General features: G+C 68.4%; 15 protein-coding genes. 5 read left to right on the top strand and 10 right to left on the bottom strand.

Annotated features, from left to right (window positions below):
• The first annotated feature begins 141 nt into the window (after nt 1–141).
• The 3 genes from ABIC21_RS09045 to ABIC21_RS09055 all read left to right on the top strand — a co-directional run bounded on the left by ABIC21_RS09045 (nt 142) and on the right by ABIC21_RS09055 (nt 2604).
• Nucleotides 142–1470: a nicotinate phosphoribosyltransferase gene (locus ABIC21_RS09045; protein ID WP_354350067.1), complete on the top strand. Its 1329-nt coding sequence runs from the start codon at nt 142–144 to the stop codon at nt 1468–1470.
• The gene (locus ABIC21_RS09050; protein WP_354350068.1) at nt 1470–2168 is read left to right on the top strand and encodes an isochorismatase family protein; all 699 of its coding nucleotides are present in this window, start codon (nt 1470–1472) and stop codon (nt 2166–2168) included. Before ABIC21_RS09045 ends, ABIC21_RS09050 begins: the two co-directional genes overlap by 1 nt.
• A gap of 85 nt (nt 2169–2253) precedes the next feature.
• Nucleotides 2254–2604, top strand: coding sequence for a hypothetical protein (locus ABIC21_RS09055; protein ID WP_354350069.1), 351 nt, complete (start codon nt 2254–2256; stop codon nt 2602–2604).
• Between the two features lie 166 nt (nt 2605–2770).
• Here the strand turns inward: ABIC21_RS09055 and ABIC21_RS09060 are convergent, their stop codons facing one another.
• The 8 genes from ABIC21_RS09060 to ABIC21_RS09095 form a co-directional block, all read right to left on the bottom strand.
• Nucleotides 2771–4555 carry a DEAD/DEAH box helicase gene (locus ABIC21_RS09060; protein ID WP_354350070.1) on the bottom strand — a complete coding sequence of 595 codons (1785 nt, stop codon included), beginning with the start codon at nt 4553–4555 and terminating at the stop codon, nt 2771–2773.
• 229 nt (nt 4556–4784) lie between these two features.
• On the bottom strand, nt 4785–5093 hold the full coding sequence (locus ABIC21_RS09065) for a DUF3039 domain-containing protein (RefSeq protein ID WP_502935983.1): 309 nt from the start codon (nt 5091–5093) through the stop codon (nt 4785–4787).
• Nucleotides 5094–5183: 90 nt separating this feature from the next.
• Complete coding sequence (gene nagB, locus ABIC21_RS09070) at nt 5184–5966, bottom strand: glucosamine-6-phosphate deaminase (RefSeq protein ID WP_354350072.1); 783 nt, start codon at nt 5964–5966, stop codon at nt 5184–5186.
• A gap of 106 nt (nt 5967–6072) precedes the next feature.
• A complete protein-coding gene (locus ABIC21_RS09075; RefSeq protein ID WP_354350073.1) occupies nt 6073–7644 on the bottom strand; it encodes a transporter in 1572 nt (523 codons plus the stop codon).
• A complete protein-coding gene (locus tag ABIC21_RS09080; RefSeq protein ID WP_354350074.1) occupies nt 7626–8432 on the bottom strand; it encodes an ABC transporter ATP-binding protein in 807 nt (268 codons plus the stop codon). Before ABIC21_RS09080 ends, ABIC21_RS09075 begins: the two co-directional genes overlap by 19 nt.
• A gap of 76 nt (nt 8433–8508) precedes the next feature.
• Nucleotides 8509–9609, bottom strand: coding sequence for an NADH:flavin oxidoreductase/NADH oxidase (locus ABIC21_RS09085; RefSeq protein ID WP_354350075.1), 1101 nt, complete (start codon nt 9607–9609; stop codon nt 8509–8511).
• Nucleotides 9609–10619 (bottom strand): tetratricopeptide repeat protein, encoded by a 1011-nt coding sequence (locus tag ABIC21_RS09090; RefSeq protein ID WP_354350076.1) that lies wholly within the window; start codon nt 10617–10619, stop codon nt 9609–9611. The genes ABIC21_RS09085 and ABIC21_RS09090 overlap by 1 nt, the downstream gene beginning before the upstream one ends.
• A 134-nt stretch (nt 10620–10753) precedes the next feature.
• Entirely contained in the window at nt 10754–12535 is a 1782-nt protein-coding gene (locus tag ABIC21_RS09095; protein WP_354350077.1) for a DUF8094 domain-containing protein, read from the bottom strand.
• A 328-nt stretch (nt 12536–12863) separates the two neighbouring features.
• Between ABIC21_RS09095 and ABIC21_RS09100 the strand changes: the two genes are divergently transcribed.
• Complete coding sequence (locus ABIC21_RS09100) at nt 12864–14036, top strand: AI-2E family transporter (protein WP_354350166.1); 1173 nt, start codon at nt 12864–12866, stop codon at nt 14034–14036.
• A gap of 83 nt (nt 14037–14119) precedes the next feature.
• On the opposite strand, the gene ABIC21_RS09105 is transcribed toward ABIC21_RS09100, so the two are convergent.
• Nucleotides 14120–14932: an alpha/beta hydrolase gene (locus tag ABIC21_RS09105; protein ID WP_354350078.1), complete on the bottom strand. Its 813-nt coding sequence runs from the start codon at nt 14930–14932 to the stop codon at nt 14120–14122.
• 47 nt (nt 14933–14979) lie between these two features.
• On the bottom strand, nt 14980–15333 hold the full coding sequence (locus ABIC21_RS09110) for an Rv1322 family protein (protein ID WP_354350079.1): 354 nt from the start codon (nt 15331–15333) through the stop codon (nt 14980–14982).
• A 59-nt stretch (nt 15334–15392) separates the two neighbouring features.
• On the opposite strand from ABIC21_RS09110, the gene nucS reads away from it, so the two are divergent.
• Nucleotides 15393–16088: an endonuclease NucS gene (gene nucS, locus ABIC21_RS09115; RefSeq protein WP_354350080.1), complete on the top strand. Its 696-nt coding sequence runs from the start codon at nt 15393–15395 to the stop codon at nt 16086–16088.
• Nucleotides 16089–16378 lie beyond the last annotated feature (290 nt).

The raw sequence follows: 16378 nt of genomic DNA on the forward strand, positions 1-16378 counted from the left end.
GGGGATGCTGGGCCCACGCCGGCGAGGGCCCCGCGGCGAAGCGAAGCGAGACGTGGGAGCCGGTGGGTGGGCCCACGCCGGCGAGGGCCCCGCGGCGAAGCGAAGCGAGACGTGGGAGCCGGTGGGGACTAGAGTGAATTTGTGAGTTCATCAGCTGGCTGGGACCGTCCCCGCACGTCCCTGTACACCGATCATTACGAGCTGACCATGCTGCAGGCCGCGCTGCATTCCGGCGCCGCCCACCGCAAGTCAGTGTTCGAGGCCTTCGCCCGGCGCCTGCCGGACGGGCGCCGCTACGGCATTGTGGGCGGCACCGGCCGGCTGCTGGAGGGTATCGCGGACTTCCGCTTCGGCGACACCGAAATCGATTTCCTCCGCCGCACCAAGGTGGTCAACGAGGAGACCCTGGACTATCTGGCCGGGTTCTCCTTCTCCGGCGACATCTGGGGCTACGCCGAGGGCGAAGCGTACTTCCCGAACTCCCCCATCCTCATCGTCGAATCCACCTTCGCCGAAGCCTGCATCCTCGAGACCTACATCCTTTCGATCCTCAACCACGACAGCGCCATCGCCTCGGCGGCCTCGCGCATGATCACCGCGGCCGGCAGCCGCCCCTGCGTGGAGATGGGGTCGCGCCGCACGCAGGAGGAATCCGCCGTATCCGCTGCCCGCGCCGCCATCATCGCCGGCTTCGACAGCACCTCGAACCTGGAGGCCGGCCTGCGCTACGGGCTCAAGACCGTGGGCACGGCCGCGCATTCCTTCACCCTGCTGCACGACACCGAGCGCGAGGCCTTCGAGGCGCAGATCGCCTCGATGGGCGCCGGCACCGCGCTGCTGGTGGACACCTACAACGTCGAGACAGCGGTGCGCGCCGCCGTCGAACTGGCCGGCGACAAGCTTGGTGCGGTGCGGCTGGACTCCGGCGACCTGGTGGCGCAGGCGCAGTGGGTGCGCCAGCTCCTGGACGAGCTGGGCAACGAGCGGACCCGCATCATCGTCACCTCCGACCTCGACGAGTTCGCCATCGCCGCCCTGCAGTCCGCCCCGGTGGACTCCTACGGCGTCGGCACGTCCCTTGTCACCGGGTCCGGTGCTCCGACGGCCAGCATGGTCTACAAGCTGGTCAGCCGGACGGACGACGACGGCGACTTCGTCTCCGTTGCCAAGGCCGCCAAGAACAAGACCAGCAAAGGCGGGCGCAAGTACGCGCTGCGCAAGCTCAACGAGCGCGGCACGGCCACCCAGGAGATCATCGGCGTCGGACACCGCCCGGACGACGACGGCAATGACCGGCCCCTGCTGCAGCACTTCGTCAAGAACGGCGAACTCCTGCCGGGCTGGACCGGGGCGGAGGGTGTGCTCCGCGCACGCCAGCGCCACGCGGACACCATGAAGGAGCTTCCCGCTGTCGTCAACCGGCTGCAGCGCGGCGAAGCGGCCATCCCCACCATCTACGAGGAGAACTGATGTCCCGCGCCCTGATCATCGTCGACGTCCAGAACGATTTCTGCGAAGGCGGCTCCCTGCCCGTCGAGGGCGGCGCGGATCTCGCCGGTGCCATCAGCGAGTACGTTGACGCCCACCACGGACAGTTTGACCACGTCGTGGCGACCCAGGACTGGCATATCGACCCGGGCGCGCATTTCTCCGATGACCCGGACTTCGTCGACAGCTGGCCCAAGCACTGTGTGGCCGGAACCCGCGGGGCCGAGCTCCACCCGGACCTCGACACCGAATACATCCAAGCCTTCTTCCGCAAGGGACAGTACACCGCGGCGTACTCGGGCTTTGAAGGGCTGCTCGCCCCGGACGACGCCGTTCCCTCCGGGGACCGGAAGCCCGGCGCCATGCCGGTCGCCGGAGGTGCCACCGGCAGCGCGGCCGGGGCCGCCGACGCCGAGGCCGCCGGCAGTGATTTCGCCGCGGGCAGTGATTTCGCCGCGGGCGAGGATGCGATCGGGCTCGACGACTGGCTGCAGAGCCACGACGTCGAGGAGGTTGTGGTCGTCGGGATCGCCACCGACCACTGCGTCAAGGCGACCGCGCTGGACGGGGTGCAGGCCGGCTATTCCGTGACCGTGCTGCGGGATCTGACCGTGGGTGTGGCCGAGGACCTTGACGATGCCGTCGCGGAGATGGAACTTGGCGGGGTCGACATCGTCTGACCCGCTGACGGGAAAGCGGTGCCGCCGAAGTAGACTCGAAATCCTTGCCAATATCGTCTGACCCGTAAGAACCCCGGAGTACACCATGAAGAAGACCCTGACCGTCCTGATCGTTGCCGGGGCCCTGCTCGGCGCTGCCGGCTGCTCGGCCGCCCCGCAAGACACCACTGCCGAAACCTGCGCCCGGGTCCAGACCGTCGGCGCGGGTCCGACCTCCAACGAGGACAAGTCGGGCATGATCCGCCTCGCCAACCGGCTCCGGCCCATCGAGGCCGCCGCGTCGGCGGAACTCCAGGCTCCGCTGCTCTCCATCATCGAATTCCTCGACGAGTCGGCCAAGGAAACGCCGGACTCCGCCAAGCTCCAGGAGATGCAGGGCAGCTACACGGCTGCCGGCCAGACCCTCAGCGAGCTCTGCGGCGCAGGCGGCCAGTAGCGGCCCGCCGCCGCCGGCGGAAAGACACCGGCGGAAACCCGCCGGCGGAAAGACACCGGCGGCAAGCCGCGACACGTCGCCGACAAGCCGCACAGACAAGCCGCACAGACAAGGGACCGGGGCAGGACTGAACAGTCCGGCCCCGGTCCCTTGTCTGTCCCGGCGGTTACTTCCGGCCGATGAACCAGTCCTGAAGTTTACGCAAACGGGTCTGCAGCTGCTCCTCGTTCGCCTGGGCCACCGCCGGGCCGCCGCAGACCGTCCTGAGCTTGGTGTGGATGACACCGTGCGGCGTGCCCGTACGCGCCGACCAGGCCGCGACGTTCTTCGCCAGTTCGGTGCGCAGGTCCATCAGCATGCGGTGGTCCGGCACGGCCGGCACTGCAGCCGGGGCCGCACCCTGCGGGGCGCGCGCGTTCTTGCGGTTGAGCTGCTCGTGCTGGCGCTGGCGCAGCAGCGTGCCGACCTGTTCGGCGTCGAGCAGGCCGGGAATCCCGAGGAAATCCATTTCGTCCTCCGAGCCCACCTCGCCGCCGGTGCCGAACTCGCCGCCGTCGAACAGCACGCGGTCGAAGGAGGCCTGCGAATCCAGGGCCTCAAACTTGCCCTTGGTCAGCGAGTCGGAGGCCTTCTCCTCGCGGTTCGCCTCGTCCATGAGCGAGTCTTCCGGGTTGAAGAGGCCGTCGCCGTCCTCCTTCTCCGGGCGGTCCAGGGCGTGGTCCCGCTCGGCCTCCATGGAGTTCGCCAGCGCCATCAGCTGCGGCACGGAGGGCAGGAAGACCGATGCCGTCTCGCCGCGTTTCCGGGCTCGCACGAAGCGCCCCACGGCCTGGGCGAAGAACAGCGGCGTGGCGGTGGAAGTCGCGTACACGCCGACCGAGAGCCGCGGCACGTCCACGCCTTCGGAGACCATGCGCACGGCCACCATCCAGCGTTTCTCGCTGGCGGTGAACTCCTCGATCTTGCTGGAGGCCTTGGTGTCGTCGGAGAGGATCACCGTGGGCGACTCGCCCGTGATCCGCTTCAGCTGCCCGGCGTAGGCGCGCGCGTCCTCATGGTCGGTCGCGATGACCAGCCCGCCGGCGTCGGGAACCGTCCGGCGCACCTCGCTGAGGCGCTTGTCCGCCCCGGCCAGGACCGCCGGGATCCATTCGCCGGCGGGATTCAGCGCGGTCCGCCAGGCCTGGGAGGTGACGTCCTTGGTGACCGCCGACTCGCCGAGTGAGGCTGCCATCTCCTCGCCGGCGCTGGTGCGCCAGCGCATCTGCCCGGAGTAGGCCATGAACATGACGGGACGGACCACGTGGTCCCGCAGCGCCTTGCCGTAGCCGTAGGTGTAGTCCGCCTTGGACCGCCGGATCCCGTCCCGGTCCTGGACGTATTCCACGAACGGGATCGGCGAAGTGTCGGAACGGAACGGCGTACCGGTCAGCGAGAGCCGGCGTGCTGCGGGCTCGAAGGCTTCGCGGAGCCCGTCGCCCCACGACAGGGCCTCGCCGCCGTGGTGGATCTCGTCGAGGATGACCAGGGTGCGGGCGGCCTCGGTCTTGGCCCGGTGCAGCATCGGCTTGCTCGCCACCTGGGCGTAGGTGACCGCGACGCCGATGAAGCCGCGGCCGTGCTGGCCGTCGGCGTTCTTGAAGTTCGGATCGATGGCAATGCCCACCTTGGCGGCGGCGTCGGCCCACTGCCGTTTGAGGTGGTCCGTGGGCGCCACGATGGTGACGCGGTTGACGACATTGGCCTCGATCAGCATGGAGGCCACCCGGAGCGCAAAGGTGGTTTTGCCGGCGCCGGGCGTAGCGACCGCAAGGAAGTCCCTGGGATGGGTGGTGAAGTAGCTGTCCAGGGCCTCCTGCTGCCAGGCACGGAGCTTCGGCGCGGTGCCCCAGGCAGCCCGCTCGGGATACGCGGGAGGAAGCACAGGTCCGCCAAAAAGTGTCTCTGTCACTTAGGTCCCCTCCATTCCGCGCACTGCTGCCGCTGCCGGAGAAACCCAAGTAAGCACAAAAAAACACCAATCTTTTCGGATGAACCGTAAGCAATCACCGGCCAGCATGGGCCGGGCATCATTCACCGGGAGAACAGGGGTCCCCGGCGCACCGCGGCATGCCTGAGGGCCAAGGCACCGGGGGCGCGGTGACGCACGAAGCCCTGGCGACGCCGCTTATACGGCAGCGCTACTTGTCGCCGGAACCCTTGCCGCCGTCGTTGCCCGGCCGGAGGCCCTCATAGACCTCTTTGCATTCCGGGCAGACGGGGAACTTTTTGGGATCGCGGCCCGGAGTCCAGACCTTGCCGCACAGGGCGATGACGGGCTCGCCGGACAGCGCGGATTCCATGATCTTTTCCTTGCGGACATAGTGCGAGAAGCGTTCCCGGTCACCGGGTTCCACTTCCTGGCGCAGTTCCTCGCGCTCGATCGTGGCCGTCGACGTCCCGGCTCCGGAGAGCTCGCGCATCGGGTCGTTTTCGAGAGGATCGGTCATGCTGTTCATGAGACCCATCTTAGCCGCTGGATCTGAGGGCGGTGCGACGGACGGTCCGTGGCATGGCGCTTTCACCGCGAAAAAGGTGAGCTACAGACCCTGCCATGACGGCTTGTTCTCGTAGCTGTGCCGGTAGTAGTCGGCGAGCCGCAGCGACGAGGCGGCGGCCTCATCGAGCAGGATCGTGGCGTGCGGGTGCAGCTGCAGCACGGAGGCCGGACAGATGGCGGCGACCGGTCCCTCCACGAGGTCGCGGACAGCCTGGGCCTTCTGCGCGCCGGTGGCGATGAGGATCACATGGCGGGCCTCCAGGATGGTTCCCAGTCCCTGCGTGACGACGTGGTGCGGGACCTTGGACAGGCTCCCGAAGAACCGTGCGTTGTCCCGGCGTGTCTGCTCGATCAGGGTCTTGATCCGGGTCCGGGAGGCCAGGGATGAACCGGGCTCGTTGAACGCGAGGTGGCCGTCGGTGCCGACGCCCAGCAGTTGCAGGTCCACTCCCCCGGCCCCGCGCAGGGCGTCCTCGAAGGACCGGCAGGCGGCCGGGATGTCCGCGGCCGAGCCATCCGGCCCACGGACGTTCGCCGGATCGATGTCGACGCGCTCGGTAAACTCACGCCTGATCACCTCACGGTAGGACTCCGGGTGGCCGGGCGGCAGCCCCACATACTCGTCGAGGGCGAAGCCGCGCACCCGGCTGAAGTCCAGGCCGTCCCGTTCGTGCCGCAGCGCCAGTTCGTTGTAGACCGGCAGCGGGGATGAACCGGTTGCCAGGCCCAGGACGGCGTCTGGCCTGCGCCGGAGCAGCTCCTCGATCGCATCCGCCGCGAGGGCGGCAATCGGCTTGCTGCCGGAGAGAATGACGACTTCCATGGCCCTGCCTTTGCCCTTGCCTGTCCCGCTGCCCGTGCTTGTGCCGTACCCGTTGCCGGATGTGCCTTAGGGGCAGGGTATCCCAGTCCCGGCCACCGCGCGCGGGTCAGCGGTTGACGGCCAGCTGGGCCAGCAGTTCCGGCCCCCGGGCGTCGAGCCATTTCCCGCCCAGCCGGACCCCGGCGGCGAACAACGCGAGCCCCAGGACGGGGCCGAGGACCAGATTGATCCAGCCGGGGACAGCACTGCCGGTGACGAATTGTGCCACGAGCAGCGCCGTTTCGGGGAGCACGAGCAGGAGCAGGACGCCCATGCCGCCGAGCTGCACCGCCATGGTCTGCGCCACATTGCCCGGCGGTTTCTTGAAGGGGCTGTCCCCAGGCAGCGGCACGGCGACGGTGTAGCGTGCCGACACCACCGAGGACAGGCCCACTCCGCTGAACAGCACACCGAGCGACACTCCGAGCACACCGGGCAGGAGCTGCCAGTCCGCGCCGAACAGGAACGGCAGGACGCTGAGCGCCAGCACCGCCGGCAGGGCGAAGACCAGGCATGCCACGGCACGGCCCAGCCGGTCGTGGACCCCCTTCAATCCCGTGGCGAGGTGCAGGGCGAAGGCCGTGTTGTCATAGGAAACATCTGTGGAGATGGACCAGGCAAGCAGGAACGCGGTCAGCGGACCGATGAAAAGAAGCATTCCGTAGGTCCCGGTCTGCGCGGCCTGGAACAGCAGCAGCACCGGCAGCAGCGGCACGACGACGAGGGCGCCCGCGTAGCGGGGGTCCCGGAGCCAGTAGCTCAGCGATCGCGCAGCGACCGCACCCGTCGGCGTCGCCGGAAACAGCCGGAAGAAGCCCAGTCCGCCGGCCCTTTTCCTGGAGGTGCCGGCGTAGGGCGGCGTCACGAGCGCCCGCTGCAGCAGGACCTTCCAGCACAGCGCGAGTCCGGCCAGCGTGGCCAGGGCGATCAGGAACTTGAGCGCCGCGGCGGCGTAGTTCGCCGCGGCGAGTTCGCCGCCGAGGGACCACGCGGCCCCGGCCGGGGTCCAGGACAGCGTCCGGGCCAGTCCGGTCAGGAAGTCCCCGGAGCTCTCAATCCCCTCGGCGACACCCGCCACGATCGGACCCATCAGGACGAGCGGAATCAGGAAAATCACGGCGCTGGCATCCTTGAAACGGCGGGAACTTGCCAGCCCTGCGGTGGCCGTGGTGGCCACCTTGGACAGCACAATGCAGCTCAGCACACCAAGGACCGCCCCGATCAGCGCGCCCGCCGCGCCCGGCAGGCTCCGGGACCAGGTCCCGACGGTGCCCAACGCCACGAGGGCGGTCGCCGTGCCAGGGATTCCGATCAGTCCGCCAAGGGCCAGGCCGGCCAGCAACTGCGGCATCGGCACGGCGAACGTGGTGAACCGCGCCGGGTCCAGGGTCAGGTCGGCGGCGGAGGCAGCGACCGGCACGACGGCCCAGCCCAGCAGCGCGGCGGCACCGCCCAGCACTACGACCGTCTGCGCCACGCCGGCATCCGCCCCGCGGAGGAGCAGCAGCCCCGAGATGCCGAGCGCCACAAGCCCCAGCGCGTACAGGGCGCCGACGCCAAGGCCCAGAAGCTGCCAGGGGCTCCGCCGGACGCTGTTGCGCAGCAGGGTCAGCTTGAGCCTTAAAAGGTGCGTAACCATTCCAGCCCCTCTGTGTGGTTGCGTCCGCCGACCAGCTGGACGAAACGGTCTTCGAGTGTCTCCCCCGCGCGGACCGCGTCCACCGTCCCGGCGGCGAGGACCCGCCCGGCGGCGACGACGGCGACGTGGTCGCACATCCGCTGGACCAGGTCCATGACGTGGCTGGAGACAATGACAGTGCCGCCGGAAGCTACATAGCGGTCCAGGATGTCGCGGATGTTAGCGGCGGACACAGGATCCACCGACTCGAACGGCTCGTCGAGTACCAGCAGCCGGGGCGCATGGATCAGCGCGGAGGCGAGGGCGATCTTCTTGGTCATGCCGGCGGAGTAGTCCACCACCAGCGTTCCGGCGTCAGGGCCCAGGTCAAGGGCGGCGAGCAGTTCCCTGACGCGTGTGGCCACCACGGCCTTGTCCATGCCCCGCAGCAGCCCGGCATAGCTCACCAGTTGTTCGCCGGTCAGCCGGTCGAAGAGCCGGACGCCGTCCGGGAGGATGCCCATCAGCTTCTTGGCCTCCAGCGGCCGCCTCCAGACATCCACGCCGTGCACGAACGCCGTGCCGAACTCGGGCCGCAGCAGTCCGGTGGCCATCGACAGCGTGGTGGTCTTGCCGGCGCCGTTGGGGCCAACGATCCCATAGAACGAACCCGCCGGAACGTCCAGGCTGATACCGTCGACGGCGATCTTGTCCCCAAAGCGCTTGGCGAGCCCCCGCAGCGACAGGGCGGGAACGGCCAGACCCGCCTGGTTCTCGGGGGCGGGCGGACGAGGTTGCTCGTAAGTCATGTCGCTAGACTAACCGCCCCGGCACACGGAGGGGATCGTCCGCAGGGCGTACACCTCCGCTCGGACCCTCGTCCTGCTAGAAGGAGTGGCGGGGAATGGCTCGTTCGTACTGCGGGGGCCACGCCGCCTCATGGCCCAGTTCGAACGCAGCCCGCAGCCACCAGTGCGGATCCCGAAGGGCGGCGCGGGCGATAAAGACACCGTCAGCCTGGCCGGTGGCGACGGCATGTTCGGCCTGGCCGGCCGAGGTCAGCAGCCCGACGGTGCCGGTCTTGACCCCGGTTTCACGCCGGATCCGGGCGGCGAAGCCGGTCTGGTAGCCGGGTCCCACCGGGATCTGCTGGTAGGCAACGGCCCCGCCGCTGGAGACGTCCACCAGGTCCACTCCGTGTTCAGAGGCCGCCCTGGCCATCCGCACCGAGGCTTCGACGTCGATGCCGCCCTCGGCCCAGTCGGAGGCCGAGATGCGGAGCAGCAAAGGCATGGACTCGGGAATGACGGCGCGCACGGCATCGACCACGGCGAGGGTCAGCCGGTTCCGGCCGGCCTCGTCACCGCCCCATTGGTCAGTGCGGTCGTTGACGAGCGGACTCTGGAACTGGTGCAGGAGGTAGCCGTGGGCGCCGTGGATTTCGATGGTGTCGAAGCCGGCTCCGACGGCCCGCACCGCCGCGGCAGCGAAATCGGCGATCACCCCGTGGATCTGCCCTTCCGTCATAGCCGAGGGGGCCTCGTAGCCGTCGAAGGCTCCGGTGCCGGGACCAACGGTGGGCCAGCCGCCGTCGTCGGCAGCCACGGTGCCCTTATGGCCGGAGAAGGGCCAGTAGGACGAGGCTTTCCGGCCGGCGTGCGCCAGCTGGGTGCCGATCTTGGTGTCCGCCGTGCCGTGACGGTGAACGAAGGAGGTGATCCGCTCCCACGCCGCCGCCTGGTGGTCGTTGTAGAGTCCAGCATCCCGCGGGCTGATCCGTCCGGCGGCGTTGACCGCGGCGGCCTCCGTGAGGATCAAGGCCGCCCCGCCGGTGGCAAAGGAACCCAGATGCATCAGATGCCAGTCGTTGGGGACACCCTCCCCGGTTTCCGGCTCGCAGCTGTACTGGCACATGGGAGACACCCAGCCGCGGTGCTGCAGGTGCAGGGAGCGCAGTTCCAGCGGCGTGAAGAGGGCGGAGCCCACTAGAAGAGCACCCGGGCAAGGTTCTGGCGGGCTTTCGCCACCCGGTCGTCGCCGGTGCCGACGACGTCGAACAGTTCCAGCAGCCGGATCCGTGCCGTTTCCCGCTCCGGGCCGAAGTTCCTGCCGATGAACGCGACGATGCGGCCGAGGCCGTCCTCCACGTGCCCGCCGGCGACGTCCAGGTCGGCCACGCTGAGCTGGGCGTCAAGGTTGTCCGGCTCGGTGGCTGCCTGCTGGCGCAGGGCTTCGGTGTCGACGGCGGACAGCGGCTGGAGCCTGCCCATCAACTCGACCTGCGCAAGTCCGGCTTTGGCCTCGGCGTCGGCGGGCATTTCGAGAAGGGCCTGGCGGTAGGCGTCCGCGGCCGCATTGTAGTCCCCGGCCTCGATGGCGTCGAACGCCTTCTGGTGCAGGGGCGGCAGCGGCGGAACCTCAGGCTCGGCAGCGCCGGGTCCGCCCGTGCCGATTTGCCCGGTCACACCGTTGGCGGCGGCGACCTTGAGCAGTTCGTCCAGCAGGCTGCGGACCTGCTGTTCCTCGGCGCCGCCCTGGAAGAGGGGAACCGGCTGGCCGTTGACGAGGGCCACGGCCGTGGGAACGGCCTGCACCTGGAACGCCTGGGCCAGTTGCGGGAACACGTCGACGTCGGCGGCACCGAGAACCAGCCGGCCATCGTAGCCGTCCACGATCCGCTCGAGGACGTCCACAAGTTCGGCGGAGCCTGGCGAGTAGGCCGCCCAGAGCGCTACCACGACCGGGACCTTGGCTGACAGCTCCACGAGCTCCTGGAAATTGGCTTCGGTAATGTCAACCCGGAGCGGCCGGCGTGGTTGCTCCGCGGCACCGTTGCCCGCGGCCGACGCCGCGGGCATCCCTGCGCCACCGGCGGCGCCCGCCGCGGCCGGCGGCGCCGCGGGTCGCTGTTTCAGGGAGGACAGGTCGACCGCACCCCGCAGGTTGAGCGGGTTAGCGGCAGTCGGCGGGACCGGGCGGGATGCTGGCGAAGTCATGGTTCCACTCTAGCCATATCGGCCCGGGCCGGTGCCACTTGGAGGAGCCTGACAACAGAAAGGACCCGGCCTTGCGGCCGGGTCCTTTCTGTCAGCAGGTGTTCTGCGGTGCCTGTGCCGGGTGTGGCTGGGCCCTACTTGAAGCTGGCTCCCACGAGGCCACGGGTGGCGGCCACGAGCTTCATCGGGTCCTGGGACCCGGCCGGCGGGATGTAGACGGCAACGGACTCGGCGAAGTTCAGCACCATGCCGGTGCTGGTCTCCCTGCCGCCGGCCAGGGCCGCTGCGTCGTCACCGATCGTCAGCTTGTCCCCGGACGCCTTGGGAGTGCCATCGAACGCGAAGTCCAGGCGTCCCAGGGCCAGCGCCCCGCCGTCGGCGGTCCGGAAGACCGCAACGCTCTCCGGGACCAATTTGTGGGTGAAGGCAAAGTTTCCGTTGACGCCAGAGGCCACCACGTCGGCCTGGTAGGCCAGCGTGTCCGCGATGTACGGGGAGGATGCGCCCTCGGCGAGCTTGTCCTTGAACGCGGAGTCGGCGGAGTTCAGCCGGTCGCCCAGGCCGCCCAGTGCTTCCTCACCGCTGTAGAGCAGACCCGACTTGTCGGACGGTGCCAGCGTCTCGGTGCCGCCGCGGGCGATCCCCGGGAAGGTGGTACCCGGCTGCAGCGGCGTACTGAGGACCAACTTGTAGTTATCCCGCGGCGAGGCCTGGGTCAGGGTGAGCAGTTGCGGAACGACGTTGCCCTCGCCCTGGGTGACCGCCATGACGGTGCGCGGCCAGTTGCGCTGCTCGGTGACCACTGTGGTGAGGAGCTTGGTGGCACGGACCGGCATCCGGGGCTCGTAAGAGCCGACTTGGGAGCGGATCTTGTAGTTCTGCGTGCGGACCTGCAGTTCGGGTCCGGCCACTCTCGGCTCCAGCTTGCTGGCATCCTTGGCGGCGTCCCCGGCATCGACCGCGCTGGCAACCTGCTCAAGGACGCGGCGGAACTGGGCATCGAGCAGGACCGGTGATGCCGGCGCCTGCCCCGCTGCGGCAGACGAAGCGCCCGGCGCGGGGGCCGGCGTCTGGCTGGCCTGGGCCGCCACGCCGCCGCCGGCGACGGCAGTGGCTGTGAGTACGGCCACGACCACGCCGGGGCGGCGCAGTCGCCGGGTCGCAACGGCCGGTGCGGCGTTGAGCTGCTCGGAGGTGTTCTTCGGGCCGGTGCCCTCTAATTCGGGGCCCTGCGGGGCAAGGTCCTTGGAATCAGCAGCCGGCGTCCCGGCGCCGGACCTGCGCTTGCCGGTCCCGGCGCGCGAGCCCGACTTGGGTTTGAGTACCAGCAGAGCGGCGCCGGCCAGGATCAGCAGGCCGCCGATAACCATCAAAGGAATGGCCCACGGTGTGGAAGTGTCGTTGGGGAAGGTCATGGTGATTGACGCGGGGGCCGGCTTCGTGCCGTCCGTCGCGAGGAGCAGTGCCCAGTCGCCGTCGGCAGGCGGTGTCCAGTTGTACTTCAGCTCGCCACTGGCATTCTCCATGCTCACCCAGAGGTCCGAGCCGGCCGGCGAAGGCGCGGCGGCTTCCCCGTCAGCATGGGTCAGCTGCAGTGCCTTGCCGTCCTCGGAGACGCCGGAGACGGTGTTGTGTGCGGTGGCGCCGACCCAGGCGTCGACGTCGTCAGGGCGGCCGGCGGCCAGCATGAAGCTGCCCTCCCCCTTGACGCTGATCGTCACTGTACCGTCGCGCAGCGTGCGGAGCTTCTCGTCGAACACGGTCAGCGGCGCGGCAGCTGCATCTGAGGGGGCGGTGGCGGTCACGGTCTCGGGCGGAGCCCAGAATGTCTTCTGGCCGATTCCGGCCAGCAGTGTCAGGAGGCCCAGCAGCACAAGTGCAACTGCAGTCTTGAAACGCAAAATATTACCTATCATCAGCGGACACTTAGCTTCAATAGTAACCGTTTTGTTACCACAGAGTCAGATCGGAGCGTTTGTCAACCCCTCCCGGGTTTCCCGCGCAAGCCTGAAAAGAGCGCCGTAACAAGGCTGCTGATAGTGTTTGCGGTGATCATCACACTGGGGCCGCTGCAGCGCCTCCGCCGGGGATATACAGAGAATAAAGGGCTTCATCGCAGTGACTGGACACACGGACTCGTCCCCCTCAGGACCGGAAGAAAACCAGGAATCCGGCAGCATGGTGGGCAGTCCGCAGGAGCAGGTATCCCCCCGCCGCACGGCCCTGGCCGGGGTCCTGAACTCGATGGCCCACCGCTTGCGCCAGCCCCTTCCGGGAGCCCAGCCGCGGCTCCGCTTCGAGATGCCCCCGGAGCAGGAGGACGACGGGGTGGCGCCCGAGACCGAGACGGGCACACGCTTCGGCAACCCCGGCCCGCGGATGTCCTCCCAGCACCCCCTCTACGTCGGGTTCATGGGGACGGTCGGCGTCGGCGTGGCCTTGCTTGTCTACTGGATCGGCTCCAACACCACGCAGCTGATCCTCTGGATCGTGGCGGCGCTTTTCATCGCCCTGGGCCTGGACCCGGTGGTGCGCTGGCTCGAGGGGAAAAGGCTTCCGCGCGCCGCGGGCATTGTGGTCGCCGTTTCCACGCTGGCCCTGGGCGTCGCGGCCTTCTTTGCCACGCTGATCCCCACGATCGTCCAGCAGGTCACCGAGATCGTCGAAGAGGCGCCGCGCTGGATCCAGGATTTCATCAACTCCGACTTCTTCCGCAGCATCGACAACCAGTACGGGGTGCGCGAACGCATCACCCAGGAGCTGGAGAAGTTCGTCAACGACCCGGCGGCGATGGGCGGCATCTTCGGCGGTGTCGTCGGCTTCGGCTCCACCGTGGCCAACGGGCTCTTCGGCGCCCTGATTGTGCTGGTGCTGAGCCTCTACTTCCTCGCCGCCCTGCCGGCCATGAAGAAGTGGGGCTACCGGCTGGCCCCGCGGTCCCGCCGGGCCCGGGTCGAGGCCCTGTCCGAGGAAATCACCGGGTCGGTGGGCAACTACGTGATCGGCCAGGCCGTCGTCGCCCTCGTGAACGCTACCTTCGCGTTCATTGTGATGACGATCGTCGGCGTCCCTTTCGCCGTGCTGCTGGCCTTTGTGGTGGCCCTGCTGGCCTTCATTCCGCTGGTTGGCGGCCTGATTGCCGGTGTCATTGTCACGCTCATCGCCCTCACGGCGGGCTGGCAGACGGCCGTGGTCTATGCCGTCTGCTACTTCGCCTACCTGCAGTTCGAGGCATACTTCATCTCCCCGCGCATCATGCAGAAGGCCGTCGCCGTGCCCGGCGCCGTCGCCGTCATCTCGGTGATCGCCGGCGGCAGCCTGCTCGGTGTCCTGGGCGCGCTGATCGCCATCCCCACCGCGGCCGCCATCATGCTCCTGGTCAAGGAGATCTTCATCGTCCGCCAGGACAAGCACTAACACTTTCTGCTACGGAAAAGGACAGCCGCTGCGTGGATCCACGCAGCGGCTGTCCTTTTCCGTAGCAGAAAGACCAGAAGCCCTCAGGCGTGCGCCGTGGCCACCGGACCCGCCCATTCGTGCGGCAGTTCGGTGCGGGTACTGCCGTCGCCGGCACGGCCCGGCAGTACTTCGTCGACAATCTCGTTCAGCACCCGGCCGGCGTACTTCTCCCCCACCCACAGGTGTTTGGCGCCGTCCACACCCACGACGCGGGCTTGCGGAACCACCCCGAAGCGCTCCGTGGCCTCGGCCGGCTGGAGGTAATCGTCAAGCTCCGGAACCAGGACCTTGAGCGGCTTGTGGGAGGCTGCCCATTCCTTGAGGTGCACCTCCGTGGCCCGGTGCAGCGGCGGCGAGAGCAGGATGGCACCTTCCACTTCGGAGGCCACCGGTTCCGACGCCCCGTACATCAGCGCTAGCTCGGTACCGAAGGACCAGCCCACGAGCCAGCGGTTCGGCAGGCCGCGGTCGACGGCGAACTTCACGGCCGCCTCGACGTCGAGGCGTTCGCCGATTCCCTCCTCGAATGCTCCGTCGCTGGTTCCCCGCGGTGATCCGGTGCCGCGGGTGTTAAACCGGAGCACGGCGATCCCGGCCAGGGCGGGCAGGCGGTAGGAGGCTTTCCGGTAGACGTGCGAGTCCATGAAGCCGCCGTGGGTGGGCAGCGGATGGAGCGTGATCAGGGTGGCCTTCACCTCGCCGGATTCCGGGAGCGCCAGCTCGCCGACGAGCCGGTGTCCATCGCTGGTGCGGAGCTCCACGTTCTCCCGGCGGGCCGGGAGAACAGTGGAGGCGCGGATCGCGGTCGGTGCGGAAGGCTGGCTGAAGACGTACGACGCCGGGTCAAAACTCATGCGTCCAGCTTAGCGAAAGCAGCCGGCGAAACAGTCCGTGCCGGCACTCAGCGGTACCGGTAGCTGCGCGAGGTCCAGCAGTTGGTATGCCAGTGCCGCCGCTCCGCCAGGCCCGCGGCGGCGCCGAACAGATGGGACTCGGACCACACAACGAGATGCGCCACGCCGGGCAGCACCGCCGTCGAACAGCCCGGACAGATATAGGTCTTCTCCGCACGGCCCGCGGTCACGGGCCGGACCGACCATTCGCCGTCCGGCGCGCTCTCGCGCCGCGCAAAGCCCGAGCGCGCGCGTTCCAGGTCCAGTTCCGGCACGGGTCCGCCCTTTGCTCCGGGTTTGGCGGCTTTGCCCGAGCCGGCGCGTCCTGACACGGCGCGGCGGGGGCGGTTGGAACGGGGCATGGTTCCATTCTGCCCCAGTCCGGGTGCCCGTAGTCCCTGCAGACGGTAGTGTTGACCGGGTGCGTTTAGTCATAGCCCGTTGCTCCGTTGATTATGTCGGCCGGCTCAAAGCCCATCTCCCGCTCGCCACCCGGCTCCTGTTGGTCAAGGCCGACGGTTCCGTTTTGGTCCACTCGGACGGCGGGTCCTACAAGCCGCTGAACTGGATGAGTCCCCCGGCATCCCTGCGGGTTTCCACCCCGGACGAGGTGGACGTCGAGATCGGCGTGGTCGAGCAGTGGACCGTCCAGTCCGCCAAAACCGACGACCGGCTCATCATCAACATCCATGAGCAGCTGCATGACACGTCCCATGAGCTTGGCCAGGACCCCGGCCTGATCAAGGACGGTGTCGAGGCGGACCTGCAGCGGCTTCTGGCCGACCAGATCGAACTCCTCGGCAACGGGTTCTCCCTCATCCGCCGCGAGTACTTCACCGCCATCGGCCCGGTGGACATCCTTGCCAGGGACGCCAACGGCGCCACGGTGGCCATCGAGCTCAAGCGCCGCGGTGACATCGACGGCGTCGAACAGCTCACGCGCTACCTCGAACTGCTTAACCGGGACCCCCTCCTGGCTCCTGTCCGCGGGATCTTCGCCGCCCAGCAGATCAAGCCCCAGGCCAAGGTCCTGGCCAACGACCGCGGCATCGACTGCGTCACCCTCGACTACGACGCCATGCGCGGCGTCGACGACGTCGAATCCCGGCTTTTCTAAAAGGCTCCGGGCCGGCCGGCGGACACCCGCGGACCCACGGAATGCGCCGCCGTCGGCGTTCCTCGATTCTTTGTACAAAATTTATGGAATTGTGCTCCGGGCCCGTTGACCTGACGCAAACGGCATGAAATTCTTATACGAGTCTTTGTGTAGGTGTTTTTTCATGCTCGCAAGACATGTTGCGAGCGTGGAGCTCCTGCTGCTGAAGTCCGGTTGATCCGGTCCCACAGCCAAGGTTCTTCTCGCGGAGTGACCAAGTCCGGCACGAAGTGTGCCGGCCTTAACCAAGA

Origin of the sequence: Pseudarthrobacter sp. PvP090 (assembly GCF_040547365.1) — a bacterium.
Classification (GTDB): domain Bacteria; phylum Actinomycetota; class Actinomycetes; order Actinomycetales; family Micrococcaceae; genus Arthrobacter.